This window comes from Acinetobacter sp. YH12155, from assembly GCF_013418255.1.
GTDB lineage: Bacteria > Pseudomonadota > Gammaproteobacteria > Pseudomonadales > Moraxellaceae > Acinetobacter > Acinetobacter indicus.
This window is the reverse complement of record NZ_VPCK01000001.1, coordinates 168,000-181,037: the sequence shown is the minus strand read 5'-3', so window position 1 is coordinate 181,037 and position 13,038 is coordinate 168,000. Positions and strand designations below refer to the sequence as shown.

Genomic DNA, 13,038 nt, shown 5'->3' with positions numbered 1-13,038 from the left:
TACAAATTGAGCAAAATGAATCAGCTGGTGGCAACAGAAGTGAAGCCTGCGGTGCAATATTGGTTTGCACAGCTCGAACTTGGCTTTAAAGGCGCAGAAAATCGCACCGTATTGGAACATCGTAAACATCATGGTCCTGTTCGGGTGCAAAAAATGCTGTGGCCGGAAAAAACCGGGGTGTGCCACGCCATTATTGTGCATCCACCGGCAGGCATTGCCGGGGGTGATCATTTAACCTTTCAGATGTCGGCAGAGCAGGCCGCACATGCCTTGGTGACCACGCCGGGTGCAGGAAAATGGTACAAGACCAATCAAAAACAGGCTTTTCAACATATTGATATTACAGTTAAAGATGCCTCTATTTTTGAATGGCTACCACAAGAAACCATGCTCTTTAATGGTGCACATGCCAATTCTGAAACCAGAGTTATTTTGGAGGATGCCGCCAGTTTTATTGGTTGGGATATGTTGGTACTGGGCCGTCAGGCGCGCCATGAAACATTTATCGAGGGCAGTTATCAAAATCGATTTCAGCTGTACCGGAACAATAAATTACTGGTCACTGACCGTTTGAGTTTTAGTGGCAATGACCGCTGGCTCAGCTCCTGTTTGGGAATGAACGGTCATGCAGTCATGGCTAGCTTCTGGGCAGTGCCGCCAGAAAAATTCCGCTCAAAATTCTATTTAGATCAGCAGATTGATCAAATCCGTGAGCTGATTATGCGCATGGATATTAAGGTGACGTTAACCCTGCTGGATGATGTGGTGACAGCACGTTATCTGGGGGATGACGTACGCCAGTGTCATGATGCCTTTGCCGCAATACGTGCCAAGCTGCGCCGTGACTGGTTTGATTTAGATGAAGAATTTCCGAGGATTTGGCGGACATAAAATGAAGTTCTCCCTCCCAATGGGAGGGAGCTAGAGGGAGGGTAAATACATTGGGTTTATTACCTCTCCCTAACCCTCTCCTGAAAGGAGAGGGAATATCATTTTTTAGCACACATTTTGCATTACACCCTTTAGAACAAATTTAGGAACGAGATATGGAACTCAATCCCACTGAAAAAGACAAAATGCTGATTTTTACTGCGGGCTTGGTGGCCGAACGCCGTAAAGCACGTGGGCTAAAACTGAACTATCCCGAGGCGATTGCCTATATTTCTGCCGCGTTGTTAGAAGGCGCACGTGATGGCATGAGCGTCAGTGAGCTGATGCATTACGGCACCACGTTATTAAAACGTGAAGATGTGATGGAAGGTATACCGGAAATGATTGCCGAAGTACAGGTTGAAGCGACTTTTCCAGATGGCTCAAAACTCGTCACTGTGCATCAACCGATTGTCTAGGAGTCAAACATGATACCCGGAGAAGTGATTACCCCAGACTCAGACATTGAAATGAATGTCGGACGTCAGACCTTAAAAATGACCGTCAGTAATATCGGAGATCGTCCGATTCAAGTCGGTTCACATTTTCATTTTTATGAGGCCAATGATGCTTTGCAATTTAACCGTGAAGCAGCGCGAGGCTATCGTCTAAATATTGCCGCAGGCACAGCGGTACGTTTTGAGCCAGGTCAAAGCCGTGATATTGAACTGGTCGCTTTGGCAGGTAAACGGGAAGTGTACGGTTTTGCAGGTCGTGTCATGGGTCCATTGGATTAAGGAAAAATCATCATGAAAATGTCACGCCGTGCTTATGCGGAAATGTTTGGTCCAACGGTAGGCGATCGGGTTCGTTTGGCCGATACCGAACTGTTTATTGAAGTGGAACAAGACCTCACCACTTATGGTGAAGAAGTTAAATTTGGTGGTGGTAAAGTCATTCGTGATGGAATGGGGCAGTCACAACTTTTGGCTGATGACGTTGCCGATACCGTCATTACCAATGCTTTAATTGTAGATTGGTGGGGCATTGTTAAAGCTGATGTCGGTTTAAAGAACGGACGTATCTGGAAAATTGGTAAAGCCGGCAACCCTGATATTCAGCCGGATATTACCATTCCACTTGGTGCTGCTACTGAAGTGATTGCAGGTGAAGGACAAATTTTAACAGCAGGTGGTGTGGATACCCATATTCATTGGATTTGCCCACAACAAGTGGAAACTGCACTCATGTCAGGCGTCACCACCATGATTGGTGGCGGTACAGGTCCTGCAGCAGGCACATCGGCAACGACGGTGACTCCGGGTCCTTGGCATATTTCCACCATGCTGCAAGCCATTGACGATTTACCCATGAATATTGGTTTATTGGGTAAAGGTAACCTCAGTCAGCCTGAACCGATTGCCGAGCAAATTCGTGCAGGTGTAGTGGGTTTAAAACTGCATGAAGATTGGGGCTCGACACCTGCAGCGATTGATAACTGTTTGACTGTGGCAGATGAATTTGACGTGCAAGTGGCAATTCATACCGACACTTTAAATGAAAGTGGTTTCTTGGAAGAAACGTTGGCGGCATTTAAAAATCGTACCATTCATACCTACCATACCGAAGGTGCAGGCGGTGGACACGCCCCTGATATTTTAAAAGCCATTGGTCAGCCGAATGTGTTGCCATCTTCGACCAATCCGACCCGTCCTTATACCATCAACACCATTGATGAGCATTTGGATATGTTGATGGTCTGTCACCATTTAGACCCTGCAATTTCTGAAGATGTGGCATTTGCGGAAAGTCGTATTCGCCGTGAAACCATTGCTGCGGAGGATATTTTGCAAGACTTAGGCGCAATTGCCATGATGTCATCGGATTCGCAAGCGATGGGGCGTGTTGGAGAAGTGGTGATACGCACATGGCAAACCGCACATAAAATGAAAGTGCAGCGTGGACCTTTAGAGGGTGACAATGCCACGCATGACAATCATCGTGTGAAGCGTTATATCGCCAAATATACGATTAACCCTGCGATTACCCATGGTTTAAGTCATGAAATTGGCTCGGTGGAAGTCGGTAAACTGGCCGATTTAGTGTTGTGGAAGCCTGCCTTTTTTGGTGTAAAACCATCGATGATTATTAAAGGTGGCATGATTGCCGCTGCGCCAATGGGCGATATTAATGCGTCTATCCCAACACCTCAGCCTGTACATTATCGTCCAATGTTCGGTGCCAATGCCCGTGGTGTGCATAACACCTGTATTACCTTCTTGTCGCAAGTGGCGATTGATGCGAGTGTGCATGAAAAGCTAGGGCTGAAAAAGTTGATTAGCCCATGTAAAGGCACACGGGATATTCAGAAGAAAGATATGAAGCTGAATACTTACTGCCCTGTGATGGAAGTTGATCCTGAAATTTATGAGGTTCGGGCGGATGGGAAATTACTGACGTGTGAACCTGCGGAAGTGTTGCCGATGGCACAGCGGTATTTTTTGTTTTGATTGACCTCTCCCTGACCCTCTCCTAAAAGGAGAGGGAAAGAAGTTATTAATTTAATTGCTGCTATGTTCTTTCTCCCTTTGGGATGAGGAATATAATTCCGCAAGAGGATGAGGGTGCTAACTCTTGAATTAACTGTATAAAAGGTATACAAGCGAATTTATCTAGGACTTAAAAAGAAGAGAGAGTTAATTTGCTGAATATTTCTGAATATCCTTTTGTATATCAAGATGAAGACTATATTTATTTATATAAACACCAGCCTATAACAGATAGTCGATTAGAGCTTTTAACGAAAGGAACAATCAGCTTTACTAAGCCCGATAAATTTAATGACCCTTTTGATTGTGTTTACGCAGTTGATGAAAGTTACCATTATTCTGTAGAGGAAATTCAAAAGAAATTTTTAGAGCTTTTCAAACAAAAAATTTCGAATGAAGAAGCGATGCATTATGAAAAAGAAAGTATAGAGAAAGAAAATCAAGCAATTAATGATCTAACATATTTTGCGGATATTAATAGTTTAATGGGGATATGTTGTTTGAATCATAATCCGTTAAATATTCTAATGTGGTCTCATTATGCAGACTTTCATAAAGGTTTTTTAACAGAATTTAAGTTTAGAAAAACCGATTTACTTAACCCGAGTTTGAACTATTTAAATTTTTTCCCGATTCCTGTTAGCTATATGGATGAAATGCTAGTAATTGATCGAGAAACTAGGTTAGATCCAAATGGTAAAATAATTGAAATTTATACATCTAAAGCAGCTGAGTGGAGTTATGAAAAAGAATTTAGAGTCATCAGACCAAATACGAGTGAATCTATTCAGAAGCTCCCATACGATGACTTAATTTGTAGTGTTATCGGAGGTTTAAAAATCTCGGTAGCCGATGAAAAAAAATTGGAAATGATATGTGAAGCAGAAAATATTCCTTATTATAGAATTCAAAGAATCTCAAATACTTATAAATTGACAGTTCCCAATCATCATCAGCTTGATGTTGAAAAGAAAAATTAAACGCACCAATAAAACTCATAATTGGCATAAAAAATGCTTACTTTTGATGCGTAAATTTACAGATATTTTGCTTTGAAATTGAAAAACATAAATCAAAGCAAAACATCTTCGTGACAAAAGGAACAGCATGAACATCTACACTCAACGAATAGAACACATTTCAGAGGGAAGCGCTTTTGAAACCGTTGAACTCAGCTTCGACACCCGTCAAAAGAGCCGATTTCGTGCAACATTAAACAGCGGTACAGATATTGGTGCAGACCTACCACGTACAGGCATTTTGCGTAGCGGCTCATTTATTGCCACCGAACAAGGTGACATTTTAAGAGTCGATGCTAAACCTGAACGCCTGATGCAAGTGGTCGCCCAAACCGATTTTGATTTATTGAAAGCTGCCTATCACCTTGGTAACCGCCATGTACCACTGATGCTGACACCTAGCGCACTGTATTTTGAACCTGACCATGTGCTTGCAGAAATGGTGGTTGGACTCGGTTTAACCGTCAATGAAGTTGAACATCCATTTGAACCTGAAAGTGGGGCATACGCACAACATGCACATGACCATCGCTTAAGCCCAATCAAAGCGATTCACGCACATGCCCATCACTAATGCAGCACATTTGCTCAAACTACTGACGCTGTCATCTACAGCATTACCTGTGGGGGCATATTGCTATTCGCAAGGGGTGGAAACCGCCATTGAGCAAGGCTTAATTCAAGATGAAAGCAGTAGCATCGCCTACTTTGAAGAAGTCTTGGAGATGCTACTGGTACGTTTTGAACTACCGGTCTTAAAACGGCTGATGCAATTTTATGATGATGACACACAGTTTGAGCATTGGGCACATATTTATCGTGCCAGTCGTGAAAGTCGGGAGCTTTTAGCTGAATCACAGCAACTCGCATTTTCATTAAATGCTTGGATTAAAGATGTATTGAAAATGCCAGTAACCGTGAAAAAGCAAATGGGCTTTGTGCCTGTCTATGCACAGCTTTGTGGTCGTTTACAACTCAATGAAGCCGATGTGCTGACAGCATATACCTTTACCGTTTTAGAAAATCAGGTTTTGGGTGCTGTGAAAACTGTGCCACTGGGGCAAATGAGTGGGCAACGGATTTTGTGGCATTTGCATGGCTTAGTTCCGCAAGCGATTGAAAAAGCATTGTTACTCGAAGATAGTCAACTGAGCAGTGCATTACCGAATTACGCCATGCTCAGTATGGCGCATGAAACTCAGTATTCACGCTTATTTCGTTCTTAAAGTCTTCCTTTTTAAAGGGAGATTGAGAGGGCTCAAAAATTTAATCAATATTCTCTCTCCCTTTGGGAGAGGGAAATCACCTCACCTTAGCGCAGTATGACTGCTTATCTCCTAAGAGGAGAGGGACAAGAAAAGGAAAATCAACATGACAGAACGTTCTCCATTACGTGTCGGCATCGGTGGTCCAGTCGGTTCAGGTAAAACTGCACTTACTCTCAATTTATGTCAGGCCTTGCGCCAGCGCTATAACATGGCGGTGGTCACCAATGACATTTATACCAAGGAAGACTCCAACTTTCTTACCCGCAACGAAGCCATGAGCCCAGACCGGATTGTCGGTGTCGAAACAGGTGGCTGTCCGCACACTGCCATCCGTGAAGATGCTTCGATTAACCTGGCAGCGATTGACGACTTGTGTGAAAAGTTCGATGGCTTGGAATTGATCATTATTGAAAGTGGTGGCGATAACTTGGCGGCAACCTTTAGTCCGGAATTATCCGATCTGACTTTATATGTGATTGATGTGGCCGGTGGTGAAAAAATTCCACGTAAAGGTGGGCCGGGCATTACCAAATCTGATTTGCTGATTATTAACAAAACCGATTTAGCCCCGATGGTCGGCGCCAGTCTGGAAGTAATGGATCAGGATGCCAAGCGCATGCGTGGTGATAAACCATTTTTATTTTCCAATATGAAAACCAAAGATGGTTTGGAGCAGATTATTGAGTTTATTGAAAAACAGGGTCTGTTTAAAAACTAAATAGCCTAAGCAATATCTCTATTTTTCCCTGATTCTAAAAAGATGGCTATGGCTGTCTTTTTTCTTGTGAGCATTTAACATTTGCACTGCTTGAATATCGAGTCAAAAGCTCATCTTTCTGAACCAATTTTGATCTCCACTTGCAAATAGTAGATCAGGCAGGGCAGATAAAGCCTTAACTCGGCAGAAACTTGGCCAGTCTTTTCTTTTATCCACCAGAAAAATAGCCTAGATATGGATGAAATATGAACTTGCACATACAGGAACGCAACAAAAAATTGCCAGTAAATTCATGCTGATTGCTGAAAATACAGCCATCTGAACAGGGGATAAATTGCATGAAAAAGCTGGCTTTTGTGTCGCTGGTGGCGGTGGCACTTACCGGGTGTGTGGTCACGCCGTATGAGAATGGTCCACGACATAGCGTTTATACCGGTTATGATCGAGGCTATTCAAACTATCCATATACCGTGTCGCGTTGGGAAAATGAACGCCGTCCGGTGTATATTCAGCAGCGTCCATCGGTTAAGCCAGTGAATCGTCCACATGCTCAACGTCCGCATGGGCAAAAACCGGGTCAGGCCAACCATCCTGCACATAAACCGACACAGAGTAAACCTGCACAAAGCAAACCAGTAAAGCCAAATCGTCCGGTGGCCAACAAGCCGCCCGTGAAGAAGCCACAGGCGAGTAATCCAGCTAAGGCCAAACCCGTCACGGCTTTGCCGCCGACTTCTGGGGTGCAGCGTCCATTACGACCGGGCGTATAAATCAAAAAGGATTCCATCTGGAATCCTTTTTTTATAACCGTTCAATCAAACGTTAAAGTGATTTCTGATACAGTCCGGCGCGGACCGTACCGGCTTTGGTTTCCTTGATTTGCTGCCAGGAGGCCGGCAGTTTTAGCTGTTTTAGATCACGGTCGGCCTCGACATAAATCAGGCCTTTATCCTGAATTAATGGATCAGCCAGTTGTGCCAGCTGTTCCCATAAATCCAGGCTATAAGGCGGATCAAGAAACACCAGATCATAGCTGTCTTTCAGACTGGCCAGCGCCTGCTGTGCAGTACTGATTTTTAACTGGGCCCGGGCTTTGGTGACTTTTAACAGTTCTAGGTTCTGGGTCAGGAACTGGGCTTGAGTGCGGTCCGGTTCAATCATGGTGACCTGTGCAGCACCACGTGATAGCGCCTCAAAGGAAAGCGCCCCCGAGCCGGCACACAGGTCCAGCACTTTGGCATTTTGCACATCCCACATCAGCCAGTTAAACAGGGTTTCACGCACCCGGTCCGGCGTCGGGCGTAAACCGTCAATACTGGCAAAGGCCAACTGGCGACGTTTCCAGTCTCCACCAATAATTCGTAGCTGGTTTTTCATGGTTTAGTCACTCTCTATTGTGGCAGATGGGGCAGCGGCCGGTGTTGCTGGCGCAGATGCAGCAGTATCCTGAGCCGGAGTGGTGGTGCTACGAGCACCTTCGGCACTTGGCAGTTCACTTGGCTTTAAACCGGCGGTCATCAGGCCACCACTAATTTGGGCCGCAGATGGGCGAATCGGATTCTTGTCTTTGTTGAGTAGCCAGTAATCCAGAATTGGACGGGCCAGGGCAGTGGCAGCACTCCCACCACGGCCATTTTCCAGAATCACCGCAATGGCAATTTCAGGTTTTTCTGCCGGAGCAAAGCCGACAAATAAACCGTGGTCAAGCTGGCGATCGGTGAGCAGTGCTTCATTATAGCGTTTGCCCTGGGCAATACTTTTGACCTGCGCGGTCCCGGTTTTTCCGGCAATTGAATATTGCAGGCCGCCTTTAATACCTTTACCGGTGCCTGATTGAATGACATCCACCATGGCATCGCGCATTTTAATCCAGTCTTCGTCGGTCCCGTTAAATTCAATGCGGCCATTGGTACCATTATGCACCTTAAATGGACGCGCACCGCGGCTTTCACGCAGCACGTGTGGCGTGACTTTAAAGCCCTGGTTGGCGGTAATGGCAGTGGCCATGGCCAGTTGTAATGGTGTCGCGGTAAAAGCACCCTGACCAATACTGACCGAAATGGTCTCACCGCGCATCCATTTGGCATTACGGGTACGCATCTTCCATTCCGGACTTGGATATAGGCCGGTGCTTTCACTTGGTAAATCGACGCCAGTGCGCTCACTAAAACCAAACTGGCGCATCCAGTCATTCATCTTTTCAATGCCCATCCGGTAGGACAGTACATAGAAATAGGTATCACAGGACACCACCTGAGCAGTGTGCATATTGACAATGCCATGCCCCGATTTTTTATGGTCACGGAAACGGTGGCTGTCGCCTGGTAAGGTGAAATAGCCATAATCCTGAATCGCAGTGCTCCAGTCGACCAGACCATAATGAATCCCGCCTAAACCAAACATTGGCTTAATGGTCGAGCCGGGCGGATAGACTCCTTGTACGGCACGGTTATATAGCGGCTGGTCAATATTGTCGCGCAGGGCGGCATAGTTGGTATGGCTGATGCCGGTGACAAAGAGGTTCGGGTTAAAGCTGGGGCTTGACACCAGCGCCAGAATTTCCCCGGTACGTGGATCAAGCGCGACAATCGCACCACGACGGCCGGCCAGCTGTTCAGAGGCCACCACTTGCAGGCCATAATCTAAGGACAGGTATAGATCATTACCGCGAACCGGATCTTTACGGCCCAAATGACGCAGTACATTACCGTGTGCATCGGCCTCGACCGATTCATTACCCGGTACGCCGTGCAGTAAATGCTCATATGATTTTTCTACGCCAATTTTACCAATCAGGTTGGTGCCGGCGTAGGCATCTTTATCAATCTCTTTCAGCTCTTTGTCATTGATCCGGCCCACATAACCAATCACATGCGCAAACAGCTCACCATGTGGATAGTAACGGGTCATCTGGGTTTCAATATTCACCCCGGGAAACTGGAATTTTACTTCACTGAAACGGGCAATATCGGTTTCGTTCAGATTCAGTTTAATGGAGACCCGTTCAGTTTTACGCGCGGTTTTAATCCGGCTCTGGAAGCGTTCAATATCTTCTTCAGTCAGTTCCAGAATCGGGGTCAGCCGTTCGATGGTGGCATCAATATCTTCGACATCGGCCCGGCTTAAGGTCGCGGTAAAGACCGGATAGTTATCGGCCAGCAACACCCCATTACGGTCATAGATATAACCGCGTGCGGGCGCTAAGGGTTGCAGGCGAATCCGGTTTTTGTCAGATGCGGTGGCAAACTCATCAAAGCTACTGATTTGCAGATAGGCATAACGTACCACCAGCAGCAGTAAAAAGAAACTGACCAGCCCGATAGAGATGAATACCCGATTGCGAAAAATGCGCTTTTCTTGCTGAACGTTTTTTAAAGGAAAGTGCTGTTTCATATGCAATCGGCTTAAACAGATCAAGGAGATGAGAATAGGGCTGTTATTCTAGCCGATAACACAGCGCTTTGCGTATGCCTGCATGACCGATTCGACACAAATAATGTGATTTAGGTTTTTGACTTTTGCGACAATAAAAAGATCGGCTGCTGTATATAAGAATCTGGGTAAATCTGCTACAGTCAAAAAAATAAAACAGGATTGTTTTACAATTAGAATTAAGGAACTTGGTGAAAATAATGAAAAAAGTATATTCCTTAGTGGCATGTATTGCGCTGTGCAATGTGGCCTATGCCGAAGAATCTTCTTTTTTCCCGCAGGCAAAATTGACCGGGGAAGATACAAAAACCTGGAATGTCGGGGCAGGAATTACACAAAAATTACTTCATTTAAATGCAGAATGGGTCAATCCCTACGGCATTGCCTATGCCAAAGCTGGGGCATTTTTAAATGGGGATCATGAACCGGGTGGACAAATTGGCTTTCGCTTGCCATATCATTTCACCGGTAAAGATAAAAATGGTTATTATATCGGAGCTTATGCGGGTCATCTTGAATCCAAAGTGGTCGACCAGAAAGAGAAAGCACGTCTGGGCGCTGGTGTAGATCTTGCTTATGTCTTGCTGAGCCGTGAACGGATCAGTACCTTTAGTGTGGGGATTGGTGCAGGTGAAAAACTGGAAGATCGGGCCGGTCGGGTGATTGCAGAAACCGAGCCAAAACTACAATTTTCCTATACTTTAAGTGTGGGTTTATAGCCAGAATAGCGAGTTAAATGCTTTTAGAATCCGGTAATTAGAAATAAATATGGAAAATATGCATGCTTGAGTACATCAATCAGTTGTGGCAAACCTTTTTGAATCGCCCGGATTTTTGGGCTGTGCTCAGCATTATCCCTGTCACCGCTTTTGTGACCTGGGCCCACGTGTGGATGGCACTGAAAATGGTGTTCTATCCCATTAATTTCTGGGGCTTTCATCTGGGGCCGTTGCCGGTGGGCTGGCAGGGGATTGTGCCGAGAAAAGCCGGGCGTATTTCAGGCATTATTACCGACAATACCTTGTCTAAACTGGGCTCATTGCGCGAATTTCTGGATGCCATGGACCCGGAAGATATGGCACGGATTATTGGCGAGCAGGTCGGTTTCGAGCTGGAGCATTTAATTGATGAGGTGATGATCGATCGCAATGCTGTGCTGTGGGAGAACCTGCCGTATTCAATTAAACGCCGCATTTATGCCCAGGCACATAAACAGCTGCCTGCGGTGCTACGTGAACTGGTCACTGAACTGACTTTGAATGTCGAGTCACTGGTGGATATGCGCGAAATGGTGGTACGCCAGATGGAAGGCGACCGCCGTTTAATGGTGCGCATGTTCCTGAAAGTGGGCCAGAAAGAAATTAACTTTATCTGGCATATCAGTGCGTTAATCGGGATGTTCTTTGGTATATTCCAGATGATTGTCTGGTTTATTGTGCCGTGGCACTGGACCGTACCATTCTGGGCCGCCATCTGGGGCTTTTTAACCAACTGGATTGCGATCTGGATGGTGTTCAACCCGATTGAACCGCATTATGTGAAGTATCCACAATTTTTTACGCGAACACAGAGTCGCAAATTTCCGTGGATTAAACCTGTTATTCCGCGCATTGGCACCTATAATGTTCAGGGTGCCTTTATGAAGCGCCAGGAAGAGGTGTCTGATGTATTTGCCAGTGTGGTCACCGAAGATTTAATTACTTTAAAATCCATTATGACCGAAATGATGTATGGCAGTAAAAAAGACAAGACCCGTCGGATTGTTAAACGCCATATTAATGAAATTATGGAAACCCCACTGGTCAGAACCTCTTTACAATTGTCTTTAGGGCCAAAAGAATACGCAAAACTCAAGACAGACTTGATCGATCGCTCAATTGAAATTACGATGGTGCCTGTATGCGACCCAGCCTTTAATGCGAGCCGTGCACAGAAAATCTATCAAATGTTTAGAGAACGTATTCTTGAACTTACACCAAGAGAGTTTCAAAATTTATTGCGTCCTGCCTTTCAGGAAGATGAATGGATCTTGATTGTATTGGGAGGGGTAACCGGTTTTATTGCTGGTTTAATACATTTGTTTGTCGCTTTCTTATAATTGGATGCTGGACAGCATGTCGAACCTGAGTTCGTCATGAACAAAGTGTCATGTACATTGTTAAAAATGAGGATGTTTTTTTATGCGCATTATCTTACTCGGACCACCTGGAGCAGGTAAAGGTACACAAGCTCAGTTGATCTGTAAGCGCTACAATATCCCACAAATTTCAACCGGTGATATGCTCCGTGCTGCGATTCGTGAAGGTACTGAATTAGGTCTACAGGCTAAAAACGTAATGGAAAGCGGTGGTCTGGTTTCAGATGAATTGATCATCGGTTTAGTGAAAGAGCGTATTGCTCAACCTGATTGTGCCAATGGCTGCATTTTTGATGGTTTCCCGCGTACTATTCCACAAGCGGAAGCGCTGGAAAAAGAAGGCATCAACATTGATCACGTGATTGAAATTGATGTACCGGACGAAGAAATCGTACAGCGTCTGTCTGGTCGCCGTCAGCACCCGGCTTCTGGTCGTGTTTATCACATCGTTTACAATCCGCCAAAAGTGGAAGGTAAAGATGATGAAACGGGTGAAGATCTGGTACAACGTCCAGATGACCAGGAAGAAACCATTCGTAAGCGTTTAGCGTCTTACCACACTGAAACTGAGCAACTGGTTGGTTTCTACCAAGGCCGCGCAGCGACAGGTGAAAATGCACCGACGTATGACAAACTTAACGGTCTACGTCCAATTGAAGATGTACAAGCGGATCTGTTCGCAATTTTAGATCAGGCAAAATAATCACCCGCTGATTGTTTTGACTTTAAGGGAGTCCTCGGTCATAGTAGGGCTCCTTTTTTATTTGCGTGCGTATAAGGAAACTGCCTCGGTGAAAATTGGTATGTTAATTTTAATGGTGCTGTTCCTGGCCATGTTGGTGGGTCTGTTTTATATCAGCTATAAAATGCTGCTAAAAGTGCGTCAGGAAGAACGTGCTGCAAATGCCAACCAGCCACAGCAGCGTCAATTGCATCCTAAATTGCAGGCGCAATTAGAGCAGCAGAAAAAAGCACAGGATAAAGACGCACAAGACTAAGCGGGTTTTTATCGCCCGACTTACATCAGCATTATTGAATGATCTAC

General features: G+C 45.3%; 15 protein-coding genes. 13 read left to right on the top strand and 2 right to left on the bottom strand.

The annotated features are described in order from the left end of the window. The first annotated feature begins 15 nt into the window (after positions 1-15). The 9 genes from FTU86_RS00880 to FTU86_RS00840 all read left to right on the top strand — a co-directional run bounded on the left by FTU86_RS00880 (position 16) and on the right by FTU86_RS00840 (position 7,194). Complete coding sequence (locus FTU86_RS00880; protein WP_016659274.1) at positions 16-891, top strand: urease accessory protein UreD; 876 nt, start codon at positions 16-18, stop codon at positions 889-891. A gap of 155 nt (positions 892-1,046) precedes the next feature. Next, positions 1,047-1,349 carry an urease subunit gamma gene (gene ureA, locus FTU86_RS00875; RefSeq protein WP_005179314.1) on the top strand — a complete coding sequence of 101 codons (303 nt, stop codon included), beginning with the start codon at positions 1,047-1,049 and terminating at the stop codon, positions 1,347-1,349. 9 nt (positions 1,350-1,358) lie between these two features. Beyond that, positions 1,359-1,667, top strand: a complete 309-nt coding sequence (locus FTU86_RS00870) for an urease subunit beta (RefSeq protein WP_005179311.1) — start codon at positions 1,359-1,361, stop codon at positions 1,665-1,667. Between the two features lie 12 nt (positions 1,668-1,679). Next, a complete protein-coding gene (gene ureC, locus FTU86_RS00865; RefSeq protein ID WP_152342448.1) occupies positions 1,680-3,380 on the top strand; it encodes an urease subunit alpha in 1,701 nt (566 codons plus the stop codon). Positions 3,381-3,571: 191 nt separating this feature from the next. Further along, on the top strand, positions 3,572-4,399 hold the full coding sequence (locus FTU86_RS00860) for a DUF2971 domain-containing protein (RefSeq protein WP_180036477.1): 828 nt from the start codon (positions 3,572-3,574) through the stop codon (positions 4,397-4,399). 127 nt (positions 4,400-4,526) lie between these two features. Further along, positions 4,527-5,012, top strand: coding sequence for an urease accessory protein UreE (gene ureE, locus FTU86_RS00855; RefSeq protein ID WP_180036476.1), 486 nt, complete (start codon positions 4,527-4,529; stop codon positions 5,010-5,012). Continuing rightward, on the top strand, positions 4,999-5,664 hold the full coding sequence (locus FTU86_RS00850) for an urease accessory protein UreF (RefSeq protein ID WP_180036475.1): 666 nt from the start codon (positions 4,999-5,001) through the stop codon (positions 5,662-5,664). Before ureE ends, FTU86_RS00850 begins: the two co-directional genes overlap by 14 nt. 145 nt (positions 5,665-5,809) lie before the next feature. After that, entirely contained in the window at positions 5,810-6,424 is a 615-nt protein-coding gene (ureG, locus tag FTU86_RS00845; protein ID WP_005179298.1) for an urease accessory protein UreG, read from the top strand. A 338-nt stretch (positions 6,425-6,762) separates the two neighbouring features. Continuing rightward, positions 6,763-7,194, top strand: coding sequence for a hypothetical protein (locus FTU86_RS00840; protein ID WP_180036474.1), 432 nt, complete (start codon positions 6,763-6,765; stop codon positions 7,192-7,194). A 52-nt stretch (positions 7,195-7,246) separates the two neighbouring features. Here the strand turns inward: FTU86_RS00840 and rsmD are convergent, their stop codons facing one another. Both rsmD and mrdA read right to left on the bottom strand, forming a co-directional pair. Then, positions 7,247-7,801: a 16S rRNA (guanine(966)-N(2))-methyltransferase RsmD gene (gene rsmD / locus FTU86_RS00835; RefSeq protein WP_016659264.1), complete on the bottom strand. Its 555-nt coding sequence runs from the start codon at positions 7,799-7,801 to the stop codon at positions 7,247-7,249. A 3-nt stretch (positions 7,802-7,804) separates the two neighbouring features. Continuing rightward, complete coding sequence (mrdA, locus tag FTU86_RS00830; RefSeq protein WP_104470010.1) at positions 7,805-9,817, bottom strand: penicillin-binding protein 2; 2,013 nt, start codon at positions 9,815-9,817, stop codon at positions 7,805-7,807. Between the two features lie 239 nt (positions 9,818-10,056). On the opposite strand from mrdA, the gene FTU86_RS00825 reads away from it, so the two are divergent. The 4 genes from FTU86_RS00825 (at position 10,057) to FTU86_RS00810 (ending at position 12,991) form a co-directional block, all read left to right on the top strand. Then, positions 10,057-10,575 carry a hypothetical protein gene (locus FTU86_RS00825; protein WP_005179290.1) on the top strand — a complete coding sequence of 173 codons (519 nt, stop codon included), beginning with the start codon at positions 10,057-10,059 and terminating at the stop codon, positions 10,573-10,575. Between the two features lie 62 nt (positions 10,576-10,637). Continuing rightward, positions 10,638-11,954 (top strand): hypothetical protein, encoded by a 1,317-nt coding sequence (locus FTU86_RS00820; protein WP_005179289.1) that lies wholly within the window; start codon positions 10,638-10,640, stop codon positions 11,952-11,954. Between the two features lie 82 nt (positions 11,955-12,036). Next, a complete protein-coding gene (gene adk / locus FTU86_RS00815) occupies positions 12,037-12,696 on the top strand; it encodes an adenylate kinase (RefSeq protein WP_005179287.1) in 660 nt (219 codons plus the stop codon). Positions 12,697-12,784: 88 nt separating this feature from the next. Further along, the gene (locus FTU86_RS00810) at positions 12,785-12,991 is read left to right on the top strand and encodes a hypothetical protein (RefSeq protein WP_005179286.1); all 207 of its coding nucleotides are present in this window, start codon (positions 12,785-12,787) and stop codon (positions 12,989-12,991) included. The last annotated feature ends 47 nt before the right edge of the window (positions 12,992-13,038 follow it).